This window comes from Tenacibaculum sp. Cn5-46 (assembly GCF_022347705.1).
Lineage (GTDB): Bacteria > Bacteroidota > Bacteroidia > Flavobacteriales > Flavobacteriaceae > Polaribacter > Polaribacter aiptasiae.
Genome location: NZ_JAKRGD010000005.1, coordinates 1 through 19,574, shown reverse-complemented (window position 1 = coordinate 19,574; position 19,574 = coordinate 1). Strand labels below are relative to the sequence as shown.

At 30.5% G+C, this 19,574-nt stretch carries 18 protein-coding genes; 7 read left to right on the top strand and 11 right to left on the bottom strand.

Features of this window, described 5'->3' with window-relative positions; translation table 11 throughout:
• Entirely contained in the window at positions 1-1,506 is a 1,506-nt protein-coding gene (locus tag MHN29_RS10770; RefSeq protein ID WP_235275680.1) for a lipopolysaccharide biosynthesis protein, read from the top strand.
• Positions 1,507-1,636: 130 nt separating this feature from the next.
• Here MHN29_RS10770 and MHN29_RS10765 read toward each other — a convergent pair whose 3' ends face one another.
• The 8 genes from MHN29_RS10765 to MHN29_RS10730 all read right to left on the bottom strand — a co-directional run bounded on the left by MHN29_RS10765 (position 1,637) and on the right by MHN29_RS10730 (position 8,275).
• On the bottom strand, positions 1,637-2,206 hold the full coding sequence (locus MHN29_RS10765; RefSeq protein ID WP_235275679.1) for a Crp/Fnr family transcriptional regulator: 570 nt from the start codon (positions 2,204-2,206) through the stop codon (positions 1,637-1,639).
• 232 nt (positions 2,207-2,438) lie between these two features.
• Complete coding sequence (locus tag MHN29_RS10760; RefSeq protein ID WP_235275678.1) at positions 2,439-3,014, bottom strand: Crp/Fnr family transcriptional regulator; 576 nt, start codon at positions 3,012-3,014, stop codon at positions 2,439-2,441.
• Positions 3,015-3,035: 21 nt separating this feature from the next.
• A complete protein-coding gene (locus MHN29_RS10755; protein WP_235275677.1) occupies positions 3,036-3,656 on the bottom strand; it encodes a WbqC family protein in 621 nt (206 codons plus the stop codon).
• Positions 3,656-5,251 (bottom strand): signal peptidase I, encoded by a 1,596-nt coding sequence (gene lepB / locus MHN29_RS10750; protein ID WP_235275676.1) that lies wholly within the window; start codon positions 5,249-5,251, stop codon positions 3,656-3,658. The genes MHN29_RS10755 and lepB overlap by 1 nt, the downstream gene beginning before the upstream one ends.
• 79 nt (positions 5,252-5,330) lie before the next feature.
• Positions 5,331-6,032 carry a 4-hydroxy-tetrahydrodipicolinate reductase gene (gene dapB, locus MHN29_RS10745; RefSeq protein WP_235275675.1) on the bottom strand — a complete coding sequence of 234 codons (702 nt, stop codon included), beginning with the start codon at positions 6,030-6,032 and terminating at the stop codon, positions 5,331-5,333.
• 2 nt (positions 6,033-6,034) lie between these two features.
• Positions 6,035-6,613, bottom strand: a complete 579-nt coding sequence (locus MHN29_RS10740) for a DUF5683 domain-containing protein (RefSeq protein WP_235275674.1) — start codon at positions 6,611-6,613, stop codon at positions 6,035-6,037.
• Complete coding sequence (locus MHN29_RS10735; RefSeq protein WP_235275673.1) at positions 6,614-7,501, bottom strand: ParB/RepB/Spo0J family partition protein; 888 nt, start codon at positions 7,499-7,501, stop codon at positions 6,614-6,616.
• Positions 7,502-7,510: 9 nt separating this feature from the next.
• Positions 7,511-8,275, bottom strand: a complete 765-nt coding sequence (locus MHN29_RS10730) for a ParA family protein (protein WP_150900772.1) — start codon at positions 8,273-8,275, stop codon at positions 7,511-7,513.
• A 406-nt stretch (positions 8,276-8,681) separates the two neighbouring features.
• Between MHN29_RS10730 and MHN29_RS10725 the strand changes: the two genes are divergently transcribed.
• Positions 8,682-10,355 carry a VWA domain-containing protein gene (locus MHN29_RS10725; RefSeq protein ID WP_235275672.1) on the top strand — a complete coding sequence of 558 codons (1,674 nt, stop codon included), beginning with the start codon at positions 8,682-8,684 and terminating at the stop codon, positions 10,353-10,355.
• A 121-nt stretch (positions 10,356-10,476) separates the two neighbouring features.
• Here the strand turns inward: MHN29_RS10725 and dnaN are convergent, their stop codons facing one another.
• Together dnaN and MHN29_RS10715 are read right to left on the bottom strand one after the other, a co-directional pair.
• Positions 10,477-11,595 carry a DNA polymerase III subunit beta gene (gene dnaN / locus MHN29_RS10720; RefSeq protein ID WP_235275671.1) on the bottom strand — a complete coding sequence of 373 codons (1,119 nt, stop codon included), beginning with the start codon at positions 11,593-11,595 and terminating at the stop codon, positions 10,477-10,479.
• A gap of 84 nt (positions 11,596-11,679) precedes the next feature.
• Positions 11,680-12,630 carry a lipid A deacylase LpxR family protein gene (locus tag MHN29_RS10715; RefSeq protein WP_235275670.1) on the bottom strand — a complete coding sequence of 317 codons (951 nt, stop codon included), beginning with the start codon at positions 12,628-12,630 and terminating at the stop codon, positions 11,680-11,682.
• Positions 12,631-12,698: 68 nt separating this feature from the next.
• On the opposite strand from MHN29_RS10715, the gene ppk2 (MHN29_RS10710) reads away from it, so the two are divergent.
• Together ppk2 (MHN29_RS10710) and ppk2 (MHN29_RS10705) are read left to right on the top strand one after the other, a co-directional pair.
• A complete protein-coding gene (ppk2, locus tag MHN29_RS10710) occupies positions 12,699-13,556 on the top strand; it encodes a polyphosphate kinase 2 (protein WP_235275669.1) in 858 nt (285 codons plus the stop codon).
• A gap of 3 nt (positions 13,557-13,559) precedes the next feature.
• Positions 13,560-14,339 carry a polyphosphate kinase 2 gene (gene ppk2, locus MHN29_RS10705; RefSeq protein ID WP_235275668.1) on the top strand — a complete coding sequence of 260 codons (780 nt, stop codon included), beginning with the start codon at positions 13,560-13,562 and terminating at the stop codon, positions 14,337-14,339.
• Position 14,340: 1 nt separating this feature from the next.
• Here the strand turns inward: ppk2 (MHN29_RS10705) and MHN29_RS10700 are convergent, their stop codons facing one another.
• On the bottom strand, positions 14,341-14,973 hold the full coding sequence (locus tag MHN29_RS10700) for a hypothetical protein (RefSeq protein ID WP_235275667.1): 633 nt from the start codon (positions 14,971-14,973) through the stop codon (positions 14,341-14,343).
• Positions 14,974-15,056: 83 nt separating this feature from the next.
• Here MHN29_RS10700 and MHN29_RS10695 point away from each other — a divergent pair, with 83 nt between their 5' ends.
• The 3 genes from MHN29_RS10695 to MHN29_RS10685 all read left to right on the top strand — a co-directional run.
• Entirely contained in the window at positions 15,057-15,605 is a 549-nt protein-coding gene (locus MHN29_RS10695; RefSeq protein ID WP_235275666.1) for a Smr/MutS family protein, read from the top strand.
• Between the two features lie 15 nt (positions 15,606-15,620).
• The gene (locus tag MHN29_RS10690) at positions 15,621-16,760 is read left to right on the top strand and encodes a cysteine desulfurase family protein (protein WP_235275665.1); all 1,140 of its coding nucleotides are present in this window, start codon (positions 15,621-15,623) and stop codon (positions 16,758-16,760) included.
• Positions 16,761-17,116: 356 nt separating this feature from the next.
• The coding region (locus MHN29_RS10685; protein ID WP_239176077.1) for a proprotein convertase P-domain-containing protein at positions 17,117-19,574 on the top strand (2,458 nt) is incomplete at its 3' end.

The following is a 19,574-nucleotide window of genomic DNA, read 5'->3' as shown; positions in this document are numbered from 1 at the left end:
TTGGGAATTGTATTTAAACAATCATTTAAAAACACAATTATAATCTATTTAGGTTTTTTAATAGGAGGAATCAATACAATAGTTTTATATTCAAGATTTTTAAAAGATGAATATTATGGACTGGCAATGTATGTGTTTGCAGCATCTAATTTATTATTGCCAATAATAGCTTTAGGAGTTCATTACACTATTATTAAGTTTTTTTCAGGGTATAAGACAAAAACAGAAAAAGATAATTTTTTAAGTTCAGTTTTATTTCTCCCTTTACTAGTTGCATTACCAGTAGGTTTTTTCTGGGATTTCTTTCATAATCAAATTATGGATTATATTTCAAAAAGTAATGTTGAAGGAAATCAAATTGTAGAAAGTTATACGATATACATATATATTATTGCTGTAGCTTGTGCTTATTTTGAAGTTTTTTATTCATGGGCAAAAGTCCAAATGCAATCAGTTTTTGGAAACCTTTTAAAGGAACTTTATAATAGAGTAGCTATAATGATTATGCTGTTTGCTGTAAACTTTGAGCTCATAACTAAGCAAGAATTTCTATATTATATGGCTATAGCATACATTTTAAGAACATTTTTAATGATGTTGTATGCATTTAGGTTATATAAGCCTAAAATAACCTTTTCGTTGCCTTATAATTTTAAAGAAGTATTACGTTATACATTTTATATAGTATTGGCAGGAAGTGCAGGTGCAATTGTATTAGATATTGATAAAATAATGATACCAGGAAAAGATGGTTTTGCTACAGCTGCTTATTATGGTGTAGCGCTTTTTATAGGAACATTTATAGAAGCTCCAAGTAGAGCAATGGGGCAAATTTTACAACCTCTTACATCTAAATCTATAAACGATAATAATGTAAAGGAAACCGAAAGTTTGTATAAGAAGAGTTCAATTAATTTATTGGTTATTGGAGGATTGTTTTTTGTTTTGGTAAATTGTAATGTAGCTGAATTGTTTAGAATTATGCCTAATAAGAACTATGGAGAAGGAGGAATATTAGTGGTTTTATTAATATCTATTGGTAAGTTATTTTTGATGTCTTTGGGAAGCAATGGTGCAATTATAACCAACTCTAAATTTTATAGAATTGTAATGCCAATAGGAGTAGGATCTGCTTTTTTGGTGTTTTATTTAAATAAATTCTTTTATAATTATATAGGGATGGGAACCGAAGGTTTAGCATTAGCTACCTTATTAACTATTTTATTCTTCAATATTTTTAAATTATGGTTTGTAAGTAATAAGCTAAGAATGTTTCCTTATACAAGAAAAACATTACAAATACTTTTAGTAATTGTAGCGATGTTTTTTGCTTTTTATTTTTGGAATTTTTCAGTCCCTGAGTTTTCAGCTTTCGATTTTCCATTGGATCCAATAGTTAATATTATCTTGAAGAGTATTTTGATAATTGTAGTTTATGTATTTATTGTAATAAAGCTATCAATATCTAGTCAAATTAATAACCTAGTAGCTAGATTTATTAAATAAAAAAAGACTGTATTCACAAGAGGAATAAGTCTTTAATAAGGGAAAAAGAAATAAGGGGAATATTTCGGCGGCAAATATATAGTTGTTTTTGTATGTTTTTGATTAACATATGTTTATAAAAAAAGAGTTTTTATAAAGTTTTTTTAATTCTACTTAATTGAACAGGGGAGATGTTAAGAAATGAAGCGATGTGTTTTTGAGCAATCAAATTATCTATTCCTGAGATTCTTTTCCTCAGTTTTAAATATCTTTCTTTTGCAGTATACATAGAAATGTCAAGGATAATATTTTCAGCCTTTAAATAGGCGTCTTCTAAGATTTTTACATAAAAAGTACTCATCTCATGGTGTTTCAAAGTGAGTTCTTTAAATTTTTGAAAACTACCTCTATAGCCAGTTACTTTTGTTAAAGCTTGATAATTAAGTTCAGAAGGGATTTCTCTCATCATGGCTGAGGCTCCACCAGTAGTTTGACCAGAAGTAAAAAAAGTTCTGGTAGCTTCTTTTCCAGTCTCTGTTTCAAGATAAGATCTAACTATTCCTGTTTTAATAATGAAAAAATCAGTAGGATATTCATTAGTTTTTACTAAAAAATCTAAAGGTTCCAATTCGGAATAAGTAACTAGATTTTCAAAAATAGAGATGATATTACTAGGTATACCGGTAAATTGATAAAGAAATTGCTCAATATCATTTCTCATAAATATATATAAATTAACAAGTTAGCCCCTTTTGAGAGTAGCTAAATTTAATGAAAATTATGAGATAAAAAAAATAGACGCAAAAAATCAGACTTATATAAGGGGATAAGTCTGACTATTGAAAAAAAAGTATTAATTAGGGGATTTTTTTTTCAAGTATGTAACTTGTTAATTACGTTACGAATGTAAAAGAGATTTAAAATTTACGCATTAACATATGTTAAGAAAAGAGTTATTTATAACTATTCTTTTTAATACGACTTAATTGAACAGGAGTAATATTTAAATAAGAAGCGATATGGTATTGATTGATTAAATTATCAATATTCGGAAGTCTCTTTTTAAGCTTTTCATATCTTTGAGAAGCATCTAATATTGATAGCTCAAGTATTTTTGCTTCCTCTCTCATATATATGTGTTCTAAGACTTTGTAATGAAAAATAGAAAGATCATGATGTTTTAATGATAAATTATAAAATGATTGGTAATTACATTCTAAAACTTCACAATCGGTTAAGCATTCATAAATTAAATTAGAAGGAGTATTTGTAATTAAAGCTCCTAAGTTACCTGTTGTAGTTATTGGGACAAATATAGTTTTAGTATATTCTTTGCCTTTTTCATCAACTAAAAAAGATCTGACAACACCAGATTTTAAAATATAAAAGTTTGTAGGAGTTTGATTTAAATCAACAAGTTTATGGTCTTTGGAAAAACTTTTGGAGAACATTAATCTATTAAACTCTTCAAAAGAATTCTCTGAAACTTTATCATAAAAATTAAAAACAAAGTTTCTGAAAAAAGACATAAGTTGCTGTTAAGTTGTGGTTTACTTCAAATTTACATTAATTTTTTCTAAAAAACTAATAGCATTTGGACCTTCCATAAAAAGTAAGTCAAGAATAGATAAATTGGGTATAAATCCGTATTTGTCATCAAACATTTGAACATAAGTATCTAGTTCAATTTCCAAACCTTTTTTAGCAAGAGCTAAATTTCTATAATCAATGGTTTCTGGTGTTAAATTATAATTTTCAGTTTTATCAAAAGAAGTATCCATTTGTAAAGCATCAGCAATAAATAAATGACAATCAATATTTACATCTTGTAAAAAAGTGTATTTTTTAGTGAAAATTTTTGATAAATCATCTTCAAAAAACTCAAAGTAAGGTGAAGATCGATAAGCTGATTGTAAGGATTTAAAATGTTGTGATTGCCAAGGAAAATCATTTTCAATTAAAGTATCCTTAGTTTTCTTTCTACCAACTTTTGTTTTATGTTTTACAGGTACATTTAAGGCAAGTTTACCATTAGCTCCATATATATAGCAACGATTACGATATGTTTGTTTTTGATAATTATCATGTATTTCAAAACAAATCGAGTCTGATTGATATATTGCTGCATATTGTGAAATAGGAGCAAAGTATGTAGGAATAAATAATGCCATTAAGCTTTGTTCTTTTTACCTTTCCTAAAACTATAAACTGTGTATCCAGCAATTAAAAGAATTACAACCCATAAATAAGAAGTAGGTTTACCAGATCCACCAACTGTTGTAAACATTCTATCCCAACGTATTGATTTTATTTTAGCACCAAAGTCAAGAATAGAAATATTAGGATCCCAACTTAACCATATCATAACAGGTTTACCAACAACGTGGTCAATTGGTACATATCCCCAATTTCTAGCGTCTAATGAGTTTTGACGGTTATCTCCCATCATCCAGTAATAATCTTGCTTAAAAGTGTATGTTTTGGCTTTTTTACCGTTGATATAGATGTTGTTTCCAAATATCGTTAAATCGTTATTTTCGTATCTTCTAATAATTTGTTCGTAAAAAGGAATTGTATTTTCATTTAATTCAACCGTAGCTCCTTTTTTAGGAATGTAAATAGGGCCGAAGTTGTCACCAGACCAAGCATATTTTGGGCTGTGAGGGAAAACAGATTTGTCATAAAATCCTTTAGGTTTTAAAAATTTTGTAACACTTTTTATAAGTAGGTTTTTACTTAAAGATTTTGCTTCATCATCTGTTAAATTGAAATAATAAAAAGCACGATCATTAGACATTTTACCTTCTCCATTTTTGTTATATTCATTTATAACACTCATAGGCAAATCTTTACCGTCTGTATCAACTTTAAAGTACCATTGTGGTTTAGCTCTGTCTGGTAATACAGTTTTTTTACCATTAATGTAAACATAACCTTCTCTAACTTCTAAAGTGTCTCCTGGTATACCAGTAGCTCTTTTTACATAGTTTGTTCTTTTGTCAATTGGTTTGTATGTTGACTTTCCAGATCTATCTCCCCACATTAAAGCCAAAGTATCCGCAGGCCAGCTAAATACGACAATATCATTACGTTTAATTTTTTGAAAACCAGGTAAACGCATGTATGGTAATGAAAGTTTATTTAAAAAGCTATCTTCATTTTTGTCATCAGATAAATAAGATTTTATACCTAAACCAGGTATAGTATCATGAGCCATTGGTGCAGCAACAACAGTATTTGGTACTCGAGCTCCATAGTGAAATTTACTTACAAATAAATAATCTCCAACTAATAGTGTTTTCTCTAAAGAAGAAGTAGGGATTGTATATGGTTGCATAAAATATGTGTGCACTAAAGTAGCAGCAATAATCGCAAAAGAAATAGAGCTAACCCATTCACCTAATTCAGATCTAGGTTCTAAACTTCTATTTTCAATATATTTAGCTTCAGTTGCATAATTTATGTAGTAAATATACAGTCCTAAAGTTAAGATGACTAGAATAGTATCTTTTCGCTGATTAAAACCAAAACTTCTACAAGTTTCTACCCAAATAATAGGGAACATTAACAGGTTTACAATAGGAAAGAATAACAAAATGACCCACCATTTAGGTCTGTTTATAATTTGCATTAAAATTATAGCATTGTAAACAGGAATAGCAGCTTCCCATGCTTGTCTTCCAGCTCTAACATAAAGTTTCCAAGTTCCTAAAAAATGAATTACTTGAAGTATTAAGAAGAATATAAACCATTCAGTAAATGTCATAATGTATATATTTTGGTTTCCTTTTAAAAGGAATAAAATTCAATAGTATTAGTGTCTTTTTTCTGTATTTGTTACCTAATTAACCTAAGTTTAACACATCTCTCATAGTATAAACTCCAGTTTTAGAAATTAACCATTCAGCAGCTACTACAGCACCTAAGGCAAAACCTTGTCTATTATGAGCTGTATGTTTTATATCTATAGTATCAATTTCTGAGTTATAAGTTACTGTATGTGTACCAGGAACTTCAGGTGTTCTAATAGCGGAAATAGGAATATTATTTTCCGATGTTTTTTGATCTAACTCCCAAGCTGTTTTGTCAGAATTTTCAATAATTCCTTCAGCAAGAGTAATAGCAGTTCCACTCGGGGCATCTAATTTTTTAGTATGATGAATTTCCTCAATAGAAACATTATATTGATTTAACGTATTCATCATTTTAGAAAGTTGTTTGTTTAATTCAAAGAATACATTAACCCCCAGGCTAAAATTTGAAGCGTAAATAAAAGCTCCTTCTTTTTCATTACAAAGCTCAACAACAGAATTGTAATGTTCTAACCAACCAGTAGTTCCAGAAACTACAGGTATTTTATTGTTAATACAGTTTGTTATATTATTAAATGCAGAAGAAGGTACACTAAAATCAATAGCAACATCAGCATCGGTAATGTTATATTCTTCTTTTCCAGAAGTTTTGATTACTATTTCATGACCTCTTTGTAAAGCAATTTTTTCAATTTCTTTACCCATTCTACCATAACCAAGTAAGGCTATTTTCATTTTTAAAAAGAATATTTTAAAGTTAAACCAACTTTTGGCGCTTCAATAAGCATAGGATCTGGTTGAATTGTAGGATTTATAGATAAGCTATCATCAGTGTCAAATTGCAATAAATGAGCATTAACACTAGCTTCTACAATTTGTAAAACATATAGTAAAACACCTGTTAAAAGTGAAAGATCTCGGTTTTCACGTAATGTTTTTTGTGCATTTTCTAAACCAGTAGTTGAAATACTTGGGTTCCCATTTAAGCCATCAAACTCATCAGGAAGTCCTTGACTACGAAGCTTAAAAGCGGTTCTAAAACGATCGTATTCATTACTATTGTCAACGTAAAAGTAAACACTAGCTCCTATGGCAGCCCAAACAATGGGGGCTTTCCAATATTTTTTATTATAAATTTGACCACCTCCAGGAAAAATCGCTGAATAAAAAGCTGCTTTTGAAGGTGATAAAGGATTGTATTTATCGCTACCTAATTGTAATTGTTTAGCTCTAATAGCTGTTGAATCTTTTTGCGCAAATGAAGTTTGACTAAAAGAAACACATAAAAAAACGAATATGATAAGTCGAATGTTCAATTACTTTAAAAGGTTTTTGATTCTATTAAAATCTTCTTCAGAATGAAAAGGAATAGATATTTTTCCTTTTCCACGATTATTTACACTAACATCAATTTTATGTCCAAAATAATCGCTAATTTCTTTCACACTGTCAGCAACAAAGCTAGGTAAAGCTTTCTTTTTGCTAGCTTTAGCTACTTTACCAGCTTTTAAATTCTTAACTAATTCTTCTGTTTGACGAACAGATAATTTTTCACGAACTATTTTTTCGTAAATATTTAATTGATCAGAATTACTATCAACATTGATAAGTGCTCTACCATGTCCCATAGAAATAAAACCATCACGCATTCCTGTTTGGATAATAGGATCAAGTTTTAATAAACGTAAATAGTTTGTAACAGTAGAACGCTTTTTACCAACACGAGTACTTAACTCTTCTTGAGTTAATTGAATTTCATCAATTAATCGTTGGTATGAAAGTGCAACTTCAATAGGGTCAAGGTTTTTACGTTGAATGTTTTCAACTAATGCCATTTCTAGCATTTCTTGATCGTTAGCTAAACGGATATATGCAGGAACAGTTTTGTTTCCTATCAATTTAGAAGCTCTAAATCTACGTTCTCCAGAAACTAATTGAAATTTATCACTAGATAATTTACGAACTGTAATAGGTTGTATTACACCAAGTTCTTTAATCGAATTTGCTAATTCTTGTAAGGCCTCTTCATCAAAATAAGTTCTAGGTTGATACGGATTTACATCTATAGACTTAATATCTAATTCAACAATTGTACCTACTAGTTTATCTGCGTTTTTATCTTCTGCTGAATTTACTTCTGCAGTTTCTTTTAATAATGCTGATAAACCTCTACCTAAAGCCTGTTTTTTTGTTGCTTTTGCCATTTACAATAATTATGCGTTTTTGTTTATAATTTCGTTCGCCAAATTTAAGTAATTTACCGCACCTTTACTCGTAGCATCGTATGAAATTATACTTTCACCATAACTAGGTGCCTCACTTAAACGAATATTTCTATGCACTATTGTCTCAAATACCATAGAACTGAAGTGTTTTTTAACCTCTTCAACTACTTGATTAGAAAGTCTTAAACGAGAATCAAACATCGTTAATAATAAACCTTCAATATCTAAGTCAGGATTGTGTATTTTTTGAACACTTTTAATAGTGTTTAGTAATTTTCCTAAACCTTCTAATGCAAAATATTCACATTGAATAGGGATAATTACAGAATTTGCCGATACTAGCGAATTTAATGTAATTAAACCTAAAGAAGGAGCACAGTCAATTAAGATATAATCATAATCATCTTTAACTTCTTCTAATGCTTTTTTAAGCATGTATTCTCTTTCTTGTTTATCTACTAATTCAATTTCAATAGCAACTAAGTCAATATGCGCAGGGATCAAATCAACATTAGGAGAATCTGTTTTTAAAATAGTATCTTTTACAGGAATAGCATGTTCTAAAACCTGATATGTACCCAATTCAACACTTTCAACATCTAAGCCTAAACCAGAAGTAGCATTCGCCTGGGGATCGGCGTCAATTAACAATACTTTATTTTCTAAAACACCTAATGATGCTGCTAAGTTTACAGTAGTAGTAGTTTTACCCACTCCACCTTTTTGATTTGCAATTGCTATTATTCTACCCATTATAATATGAAAAGTTTGAAAGAGGTAAATTTACAATTATTTATCATTTTTGAAAGGGAAAGATGTTAATAAATGTAACTGTTTGATTTTATGGAGTTAAAAAGAAAAAGCAGGAGATGCAAGTTTATAGCTTTGTAATATATTAGATTTGAGAATATTATCTGTTCAGATTTATAGATGTAATTGATATAGTAAATGATTCTCCTTTTTCAATGCTGTAAATTGGAGTTAAAATACCTGTTCTACTTGGTAAACTCATTTGAGTTAAGACATCGTTAGAGTTTAAATTATTGAATTACTGAAATATTAGGGAATGTAAAGCTAAATGAATTGAAATTTGTGAGGTTAAAGATAGTTTTTTGTAGTTTTAACAAAAAATTGAATTCATCTACTCTTTTTATCTTCTATGAGAATTATTAGCTTATTGTTAACTATTTTACTATGTTGTTTTTCATCTTTCGCTCAACAAGAAGAAAAACCGAATCAGGCTTTATTAGCTAATACACTTAATGTGCATATAGATTACCTGAATTTTATAACTAAAAAAAATGGATATGGTCGTAAGTTACTCAACTACTTAACTTTTAACCAAAATCTTAATGAGAAAGTAGCCAAAAGTTACAAGTCTTCTATTGAAAAATCTTCAAAATATCAATTAAGAGTCCCTAGGTTTAATAAACCTGCTAAAATGTTTTCTTATGATTTGAAGAAAAAAGAATCTTTATTGAAAGAAGCGAGATTATTACAAGAAAATATTCCAATAACTGACCGGTCTAAAATAATATCGTTATTTGATTCGATTAAAAATAATATTGAAAATTTTGCTGTAGCTCATAAAAAAATATATGACTTAACTAAAGACGCACCTCTTGTGTCTAATAATCAAAAAATAATTAATAGTGTTTATTTAAATTTAGCTAAGCTCGATAATGCTGAAGAGTTGATACGTAAATTAAATTATGAATTTGAAAACTTAGTGCATAATGTGTATAGAAAATACTTTCCTGTTACGAGTAATAATAATTCTTGGGTGTTAAGTGTCAAGAAAATGGAAATGGCTATAGATACTGCTCGTTTGTACTTGAAAAAAATTAGAAAACAGGAGATTTCGTCAACTAAATTAGTAGATACCGTTGGTTTAAGTAAACTGTTAGATCAATTAAAAAACAACAGAAATAGAAATTTGCAAGGTATTCATCCTTATACTTATGAAACTGTACATTCAATACATGATGACTATGATATGTTTGGAAGTGTTTTAAGAAAATTTATAAAAGGGATAAGTTGTAGTAGTTGTTTGTCTAATAAAAAATCTAAAAAAAGAGATGTTAGTAGACTATACAATTATGCATATTATGATTTGAATAGTGCTATTGCTTACTATAATAACTTTGCTAATTCTAGCATTGAAACGAAATATATGAAAGTAGCGCCGCAATTTTTGCTACATAAAGTAATTGATTTTGGATGGTATGATATGGAGCCTCAACCAAATCACCCAACGCCAACAATTGAAAATTTATTTATAGAATCATATGCTTTTAATCATACAGTGTTGTTGTTAGATGTATCTCGTAGTATGAATCACTACACAAAATTACCATTGATTAAAAATTCTGTAAAGCAACTTTCTTTGCATTTAAGAAAAAATGATCGATTATCGGTAGTAATATATTCTAATGATGCTAAGGCTATTATGACAGATGTTTCTTTTACAGATTCAAAGTCAATAGATTTACTCGAAAAACTGAGTTCTAGCGGAAAAACAAACGCGGCAAAAGGTTTAGATTTGGCTCTTGAAATAGGACGTTCAAAATTCATTGCTAATGGTAATAACAGGATTATATTAGCTACGGATGGAGATTTTGCATTAACTCAAAAAAGTTTTGATCAAGTAAAAAAAGGAGCTAAAGAAAATATAGTACTTTCTGTTTTTGGGTTTGGTAAAAGAATTGCTAATGAAAAACAATTGAAAAAATTAGCAGAAGTAGGGATGGGGCATTATCAAAAAATAACTATTAAAAATAGTTTGGAAGCAATTATAAAAGAATTAACAGCTGTAAAACGTAAAGAGTTCTAAAAAAGAAAATATAGTTTATGGTATTAGTTTTTTTACAGTGGAGTAGAAGAGAGATACTAAGAGATAAATAAAAAAGCCACAAATGGAAATTTGTGGCTTTTAATATATAATTTTGAATGTCTTATCCGTTAAGCATTACAGGCATAACTAACATAGTAACTAATTCTCCTTCTTCAGTGCCATCAATTGGAGTTAAAATACCAGCTCTATTTGGTAAACTCATTTCAATTAAAACATCGTTAGAGTTTAAGTTGTTTAACATTTCACTTAAAAAACGAGAGTTAAATCCAATTTGCATATCATCACCTTGGTAATCGCAATTTAAACGCTCATCAGCTTTATTTGAGTAATCTAAATCTTCAGCAGAAATATTTAGTTCAGTTCCAGCCATTTTTAATCGAATCTGATGTGTAGTTTTACTTGAGAAAATAGAAACACGACGAACTGAATTTAAGAAAGAAGCCCTGTCAACAGTAAGCTTGTTTGGGTTTTCTTTTGGGATTACAGCTTCGTAATTTGGATATTTACCGTCAATTAATCTACAAACTAAAACCGCATTTTCAAAAGTAAATTTAGCATTAGTTTCATTGTATTCAATAACAACATTGTTGTCAGAACCTCCTAAAATTCCTTTTAATAAATTTAAAGGTTTCTTAGGCATGATAAATTCAGCAGATTTATCAGCAGTAACATCAGTACGAGTGTATTTTACTAATTTATGAGCATCTGTGGCAACAAAAGTTAATTCTTTTGAATTAAATTGAAAAAAGACACCACTCATTACAGGTCTTAAATCATCGTTACCAGCAGCAAATATTGTTTTAGAAATTGCAGTAGCTAAAATATGAGAAGGAATCTCAGTGCTGCTAGGAGAAGGTAATTCAACAGCTTTAGGGAACTCTTCACCACTAAAGTAAGCCATGTCGTATTTACCTTGCTCAGAAATAATTTCAATTGTACTATCTCCTTCAGCCTTAAATGTTAAAGGCTGTTCTGGAAATGTTTTTAAAGTATCTAGTAATAAACGAGCATTAATGGCAATAGCACCAGTGTCAGTACTCTCAACTTCAACAACAGAAGTCATGGTAGTTTCAAGATCAGACGACGATACTTTAAGTTCGTTTTCATTTAGTTCAAACAAGAAGTTGTCTAAAATAGGTAATGTGTTATTGCTATTTATAACTCCTCCTAAAACTTGTAGTTGTTTTAATAATTGAGAGCTAGATACGATAAATTTCATTTAGTATAGTTTCTGTTTATTAGATTTACAAATATATCTTAATTTGATGATTTTAAAAATTATTTTTTTAATAGTTAAAAATGATTAATTAAACTGATAATTTAACTGTATTGAACCATAAAAATTTCCTCTCGGAACTCTAATGCTTTTTAGTTTTTTTGTGTGAAAATGGACTGAGTATCCAAAGTTAAAACGATTGGCAGTAAAGCGTATTCCTATTTCGTTTGTAAACCTAAAAGGTTCAAGTTCAAATGTAATAGGGCTATTGTTATTAAGAAAACTACCTTGAATAGAAGCATCGTAGATAGCGTAAGTTAGCATTGGTTTGATAAAAAGAAAAGATTCAATTTCGTTATTAGAGCCAGTTTTGTCATTGTTAAGGTTAGCGTTAAAAATAATAGAATTGGTGATTTTCTGTAAAGGTTTTAATCCAATACGTAATAGTAAACCACTAGAAAAGTCTGTATAAACAGTTCCTAATCTGGCATTGTTTACCCAGTTAACGTCTAAAGTTCTAGATTTGTCAATTACTAATTTTTTTATATAACTTCCAGAAAAGTTTAAAGCAAAAGCATCAGCAATTTGATATTTCCATCCAATAGCTTTTTTATAGCCATAAATATCATGGATAAAATCTTGTAGATCCTTGCTAAGAGCGGAAGGCCCGATAATTCCTGTTTGAATTGAGGTTTTTAGGATAGATTCGTTTTTATAAAACCGATTAATACCAAAACTTCCAAATAGATAGCCAGCAAAAGGTCGATCATGATTCATGAATTGGTTAACTGTAGCTTTGTATGGTGTGTACATATGATGACCTAATTGAATCTCATATGATTTTTTTACAAGGTTTTCATCTTCTTTTTTGCTAAGGTATCTGTAAGTGAAAAACATTCCATTAGTGTAATATCTGTCTTGTGATGTTGATACAAATAGATCATTATCGTTAAGAAAACTAAACTCTTTGGAGTATTTTCTTTGAGAATAAAAATTAATTGAAATTAAGGAGAATAAAAAGAAGCTAATTTTTTTCATAACTGCTAATATCGTTTTATTTTAGCAAAACGAGGGTTAATTTATTCATAATTATAATAGTTTTTTTAATGAAAGAAAAGGCGAAACTTACACTTGCTGATTTTGAAAGTGTTTCAACAAATGAAGAGTTGTTGAAGGTGATCAAAAAGAAGAAAATTTCTATAGATAAAGTAGAGGTTAAGTTGGCTTATGAAAAAGAGTTAAAAGAACTTCAAGTAGAATTGGTGAAATTGCAACAATGGATAGCGAAAAATAACAAACGAGTGGCTGTTATTTTTGAAGGGAGAGATGCAGCAGGTAAAGGAGGAAGTATCCGTCGTTTCATGGAGCATTTAAATCCAAGATCTATGCGCTTAGTGGCTTTAAATAAACCAACGGATGTAGAAAAAGGGCAATGGTATTTTCAAAGGTATATTAAAGAATTACCTAATCCAGGAGAGATTGTTTTTTTTGATCGTAGTTGGTATAATAGAGCAGTTGTAGAACCGGTAATGGGGTTTTGTACAAAAGAACAGTATAAGACTTTTTTAGTGCAAGTTCCAGAGTTTGAGCATATGTTGTATGAAGATGGAGTTATAATTATAAAGTTTTGGTTGTCTATATCAAAAGATGAACAATTACGTAGGTTTGATGCAAGAAATGACAATCCTTTGAAAAGATGGAAATTTAGTCCAGTAGATAAAAAAGGGCAAGAGTTGTGGGATAAATATACTTATTACAAAAATGAGATGTTTAGTAAAACACATACAACATATAGTCCTTGGATAGTTGTAAAAACAAATGATAAAAAGAAAGCGAGAGTTGAGTGTATAAGACACGTTTTGTCTCAGTTTAATTATGAGGAAGAAGAGGAGTCTAAAACGGTATCAAACCCTGATCCTAATATAGTAATGCGTTATTATCGTTCAGCAAATCATTTAGATTAAAATATGGAAAAGTTAACACAAAAAGATGTAGATAAGTTAAATACGAATAGAGGGCTGAAGGCAGTGTTGTCAAAACCTTTTAATTTGGAACGTGCATTACGTTACGTTGATTATGAGCGAAAATTAAAAAAATTACAAGTAGAATTAATTCGTTTACAAACTTGGGCAATAAATAATAATGAACGAATCATAGTGCTTTTTGAGGGAAGAGATGCAGCAGGAAAAGGTGGCGCAATACGTAGAATTACAGAACGAATTAATCCAAGGCATATGAGAATTGTGGCATTACCTAAGCCAAATGAAGATCAAAAGTCTCAATGGTATTTTCAGCGTTATGTAGAGCAGTTTCCAAAAGCGGGAGAGATTGTGTTTTTTGATCGTAGTTGGTATAACAGGGCTGTGGTAGAGCCTGTAAATGGCTTTTGTACTCAAGAGCAATATCAAATATTTATGAATCAGGTAAATGATTTTGAAAGAATGATTTTAGAGTCAGGAATCAGGTTGGTAAAAATATATATGTCAATCAATAAAAAAGAACAGGCGAAGAGATTTAGAGATATTAAGAATAATCCATTAAAGCAGTGGAAAATGACGCCTGTAGATATGAGAGCGCAAGAATTGTGGGATGATTATACTGAGTATAAAAGAGCAATGTTTTCTAAAACGAATACCAAAACATCACCTTGGAAAGTGATACGAGCTAATAGAAAAACCATAGCTCGTATTAATGTGATTAACCATGTTTTAAAGAGTATTCCGTACGATAAAAATACAGAAGTCTAAATTATAAATGGTTTTTTATAGTTTCAAAAATGTAAAATACCTCACCGGCAATTTGTTTACTAGTGTTTAAGTAGGTTTCTTCCATTAAATCTGTGTTGTCAGAAATTTTAGGATCTTTGAAAGGAAGGTGAAACCTAGAGATAGCGTCAGGGATAAAAGGACAGTTTTCATCAGCGCTATCACAAGTTGTAATTGCTATATAGGGAAAGCTGTTACTTGAATGATCATATGTTTTTGAAAAACCTAAAATAGACTTTTTAGTTCCTTGAAAAGAGATTAAATAACGAGGGTTCTGATGTGAAAAATCTATGATATTAAAGTTGAAGCCAGTTTTTTGAAGACATTTTACAGTGTTTCTATGAAAAGCGGTAATTTCTGTACCACCAGAATACGTGAAAATGTTTTTTAAATTAAAATATTCTATAGCGTAAAAGCTCCAGACTTGAGCTAGTTGGCTTCTTCTTGAGTTATGAGTACAAATAAAGTTTAAATTAATTTTTTCTCTATCATTAAATTCATCAATGATAGTATGAGCGATATCGTCAATTAAATTTAAACGGTCATTATTAATAATAGTTTCTTTTCGAGCTTCTTCAAAGAAAGTTTTTGTACTAATATTTTTAGTCTTTATCATTTATTTACAGTTCTTTTGTAAAATAGAATTATGTGCAAAAATACACTGTAAAGCTCTTTTGTAGAATTAAGTAAAGGTTAAGAATGTGTTTAGAAATAGGTAATAAAGTGGCGGTTTTGGATGCTGATATTAGAGGATTCGTAATAAAAAAAGAAGGAAATAGTTTTTTTATTAAAGATGATGAAGGGATGGAGTATTGTTTTTTAGCTTCTGAATTGGTGAAAATTGAAGCAGATCAAAATCAGTTGAGTAAATATATTGATATAAATAATCCATTATTAAAAGCAAAAATTAATCAGAGAACTAAAAGTAAGAAATCGTCTTTTATTAAAGATAAAAACGAAGTGGTTATGGAGGTTGATTTGCATATAGAAAAGATTGTGAAATCTGTTAGAGGAATGGATAAATATGATATTTTGTCAAAGCAAATTCAATTGGCAAAGCAAAAATTGGAGTATTGTATATCAAAAGGAATATCAAAACTAGTGTTAATTCATGGAGTTGGAGAAGGTGTTTTGAAAAGTGAGTTACAGTATTTGTTGAATAATTATAATGTACGATATTATGATGCTTCTTATCAGAAGTATGGGCAAGGAGCTACGGAGGTGTACGTATATAAAAATGTGAATTAATTGTAATTTTGCGAAATGAAAAATGTTTATTTAGATAATGCGGCAACAACGCCAATGTTGCCAGAGGTTGTGGAGGTTATGAGGCAATCAATGATAGGTAATTTTGGTAATCCATCGTCTACTCATCAGTTTGGAAGAAAGGCAAAAGCAGCCGTTGAAACAGCTCGAAAAAATATAGCAAAACAATTTAATATTTCGTCAAGTGAAATTTATTTTACAGCAGGAGGGACTGAGGCGGATAATTTGGTTTTGTATAATGCTGTTTTGAATATTGGTGTAACAAGAATAGTGACTTCTAAAATTGAGCACCATGCAGTTTTACATACAGTTGAATATTTGCAGAAATGCTATAATGTAGCTGTAGAATATATTGATGTAGATGAGAAGGGGAATGTTTTATTAGATGAATTGGAGGAGGTTTTAAAAAGGTCGGAGGAAAAAACTTTGGTGAGTTTAATGTATGTTAATAATGAAATAGGGAATTTATTGCCTATAGATGATGTTGCTTTATTATGTGAGAAGTATCAAGCGTATTTTCATTCAGACACGGTTCAGGCAATTGGACACTATAAGATTGATTTGAAAAAAACACCAATAGATTTTATTGCTGCAAGTGCTCATAAATTTCATGGTCCTAAAGGAGTGGGTTTTGTATATGTGAAAAAAGGAATTCTTCTAAAGCCAATGTTACATGGAGGTAATCAAGAAAGAGGAGCGAGGTCTAGTACAGAAAATGTACATGCGGTTTTAGGTATGGAGAAGGCTTTGAGTATTTCGTGTGGAAGCCTTGAAGATGATAAGGGATCTATAGAAGAGGTGAAGAGTTATTTGATAAGTGAGTTAAAAACTCATTTTAAAGGTGTGGAGTTTAACGGTGAATCTTCTAATATGAGAAAAAGTAGTTATACAATATTAAATGTGCGCTTTCCAGTGAATGAGAAGATGTTATTGTTTAATTTAGATTTGGCTGGAGTCGCAGTTTCTGGAGGGAGTGCTTGTCAGAGTGGGACAAGTAAAGGTTCGCATGTTTTGAGTGCTTTTTTATCGGAAGAAGAATCGAAAAAAACATCAGTTAGATTTTCGTTTAGTAAGTTGACAACGGTACAAGATATAGGTTTTGCAATCGAAAAAATTAAAAATAGTCTAAAACTTTAAATAAGCCTTTTTAAGGCTTTTTTTTGTTTTTTAAATAATAAACCCTATATTTAGAAAAATATTAACTTATATGGTTTTAAAAAGAGAGCTTTTTATTTTGTTTTTTTATTGAAATTTAATTTGTTATTTATTTTTTCTATAATATGACTTTTTGTAAAAAAAAGTATCTAAAAATTTGAAAAGTAGTATTTATAATTATCTTTGCACTACTTACAGTTGTCCCCCCAAACTATTAGTATTAATATTTTAAAGTGTTGATATTGTTAGTCTTGGGGATTTAAAAATTCTCAAACATTTTATAAAAAAAGATTAAAATTCCCAAATTTTATTTGGGATAAGGTTATATATATAATAATATGAGGAAAAATTACCCCGACACTTCAAAGAATGGACCCCTGTTTTTTGTGTTCTTATTATTTCTGCTTATTAATAATTCGTTTGGTCAAACTACTTGTACGAATTATTCAGATACTACTCCCCAGAATATTAATAATAGTAACTATAGAACAATAGCTTCTGTAAATGTTAGTGATTCGTTTACTATTACAGATGTAAATGTACTAGTTAATATAAATATTAATTGGAATGCAGATATTGATTTAAGACTTAGACATCCTGATGGGACTATAGTTCTTTTGTCTTCAGGTAATGGAGGTAGTGGAGATAATTATTCGAATGTTACTTTTGATGATGAATCAGGGAATGTTCTTCCAACCGGGAATGTGAATTTATCGGGTAATTATCGACCAATAGGAAATTTATCTGATTTTGATGGTAAAAATTCTACAGGATTGTGGCGTTTGCAAGGAAGAGATACTTTCTTAGGAGTTGATGATGGTATTATAAATTTGTTTACACTAAATTTATGTCAGACTGTAGTTATTGCAAACCCTTGTACAGATGGAGCAATAGTAGGAACACCTACAGCTAATGATCCAGATGGAGATGGTATTAATAATGAATGTGATTTAGATGATGATAATGATGGTATTACTGATGTGGAAGAATACTGTACTAATGCAACAACAGCATTGCTACCTTCTGCAAATGCATCAGGTGATCGTCAAGTAACAGTAAATCATACGGATACAGGTTTTGCTAGGTTAGATTTAACTGAGTTAGATAACTCTTTTCAAATGACGGTAAATGGAACTCCAGTGCATCCATCGATATTAGAATTTGAGAATGGAGCATTAGGTACAGGAGAAGTCTATTTTAGATTTCAATCTGATAACGCGTTTATTTCGAGCCCTTGGAATCCAAATGTTAATGGGTTACCGCGTTTAAGGTTAACCATTGATGAAACAGGAGTAATTACATTGTTAGGTACAAGAACAACAACTTCTACAACATTAGAGCCAATGGTGGCTCAAGACGGAACACCATTTAATACAATTACTTGGACACCTTTAGCAAATAATACTTTTATAATTATAAATCAAACAGGACCAGGGCCTGAAGAATTAAGAGGTAGTTTGTTGGCAAGTAATATTTGTGATACAGATGGGGATGGAATCAGTAATGAATTAGACTTAGATTCAGATAATGATGGGATTTACGATATTGTCGAGTCAGGTGTGTTGGCTGTAGGTGGAGTTGCAGATGCGAATAATGATGGAGTAGTTGATGGAGCAAACACTGGATCTGGGGCCAATGGTTTATTCAATACTATAGAAACGAATGATACGTTTGGAGCTAATTTAAATTATACGGTTTTAGATTCTGATTCAGATGGAGAAACAAATCCATTTGAAGTTGATTCTGATGCAGATGGGTGTTTTGACGCAATAGAAGCGGCAGGTAGTTTTGTTGCTGCAGATTTAACATCAGGTAGGCTTTGTACGTCTTCAGCTTGTGTAAATGCTAATGGTGTACCTACAAATGCAGGTAGTCCACAAGCGATAACAACTGCAGTAAGGATAGGTGATGTTATTTCTAGTATACCTATAACACCAAGTCCCGCTTCAGTATGTGAAGGAAGTAATATAACATTAACAGCTGCTCCTATAGGAGTTAGAAATTCAGCGGGAGCTATTCCTGCTGGAGATTATATATATAATTGGTATTTAGGGGCAAGTAGTACTCCTTTACCAAATTCACCACCTTATAGTGGAACAAATACAGCTTCTTTAACAATAACAAATGCAACAACAGCTTTATCAGGGAATAGTTACCGTGTAGAAGTTACTACTATAAACAATAGTTGTATAGAACAAGATAATATATCTATAACAGTTCAAGCGCAACCTGCTAGTGCCGGTACTAATGGAACTTTAGAAGTATGTCCTGGGGATACACCAACGACAGCTCAGTTATTTGGAGCTTTAGGAGGTAGTCCAGCGGGAGGAGGGACTTGGAGTAATGTTGGATTAGTTTATACATATACACAAGCAGCTACAAGTCCATGTACAATAGACAATACAGCTACTGTAACTGTAACAGAAATAGACACGACTGATCCAACAGCGAGCAATCCAGCAGCAGTAAATGTTCAGTGTTCAGGAGATGTACCAGCAGTAAATATTGCAGATGTAACTGACGAGGCAGATAACTGTGGAACTCCAACGGTTGCTCATGTAAGTGATGTAAGTGATGGAAACTCAAATCCAGAGGTAATCACTAGAACTTATAGTGTAACTGATGCGGCAGGAAACAGTATTAATGTAACACAAACAATCACCGTAAATGACACGACTGATCCAACAGCGAGCAATCCAGCAGCAGTAAATGTTCAGTGTTCAGGAGATGTACCAGCAGTAAATATTGCAGATGTAACTGACGAGGCAGATAACTGTGGAACTCCAACGGTTGCTC

Excerpts from the sequence above, each read along its gene's own strand:
- MHN29_RS10725 (WP_235275672.1), top strand. The coding sequence starts at position 8,682 with ATGAGAATTATTAGCTTATTGTTAACTATTTTACTATGTTGTTTTTCA.
- MHN29_RS10735 (WP_235275673.1), bottom strand. The coding sequence starts at position 7,501 with ATGGCAAAAGCAACAAAAAAACAGGCTTTAGGTAGAGGTTTATCAGCA.
- MHN29_RS10695 (WP_235275666.1), top strand. The coding sequence starts at position 15,057 with ATGTGTTTAGAAATAGGTAATAAAGTGGCGGTTTTGGATGCTGATATT.
- lepB (WP_235275676.1), bottom strand. The coding sequence starts at position 5,251 with ATGACATTTACTGAATGGTTTATATTCTTCTTAATACTTCAAGTAATT.
- ppk2 (WP_235275668.1), top strand. The coding sequence starts at position 13,560 with ATGGAAAAGTTAACACAAAAAGATGTAGATAAGTTAAATACGAATAGA.
- ppk2 (WP_235275669.1), top strand. The coding sequence starts at position 12,699 with ATGAAAGAAAAGGCGAAACTTACACTTGCTGATTTTGAAAGTGTTTCA.
- MHN29_RS10765 (WP_235275679.1), bottom strand. The coding sequence starts at position 2,206 with ATGAGAAATGATATTGAGCAATTTCTTTATCAATTTACCGGTATACCT.
- dnaN (WP_235275671.1), bottom strand. The coding sequence starts at position 11,595 with ATGAAATTTATCGTATCTAGCTCTCAATTATTAAAACAACTACAAGTT.
- MHN29_RS10700 (WP_235275667.1), bottom strand. The coding sequence starts at position 14,973 with ATGATAAAGACTAAAAATATTAGTACAAAAACTTTCTTTGAAGAAGCT.
- MHN29_RS10690 (WP_235275665.1), top strand. The coding sequence starts at position 15,621 with ATGAAAAATGTTTATTTAGATAATGCGGCAACAACGCCAATGTTGCCA.
- MHN29_RS10760 (WP_235275678.1), bottom strand. The coding sequence starts at position 3,014 with ATGTCTTTTTTCAGAAACTTTGTTTTTAATTTTTATGATAAAGTTTCA.
- MHN29_RS10730 (WP_150900772.1), bottom strand. The coding sequence starts at position 8,275 with ATGGGTAGAATAATAGCAATTGCAAATCAAAAAGGTGGAGTGGGTAAA.
- dapB (WP_235275675.1), bottom strand. The coding sequence starts at position 6,032 with ATGAAAATAGCCTTACTTGGTTATGGTAGAATGGGTAAAGAAATTGAA.
- MHN29_RS10715 (WP_235275670.1), bottom strand. The coding sequence starts at position 12,630 with ATGAAAAAAATTAGCTTCTTTTTATTCTCCTTAATTTCAATTAATTTT.
- MHN29_RS10755 (WP_235275677.1), bottom strand. The coding sequence starts at position 3,656 with ATGGCATTATTTATTCCTACATACTTTGCTCCTATTTCACAATATGCA.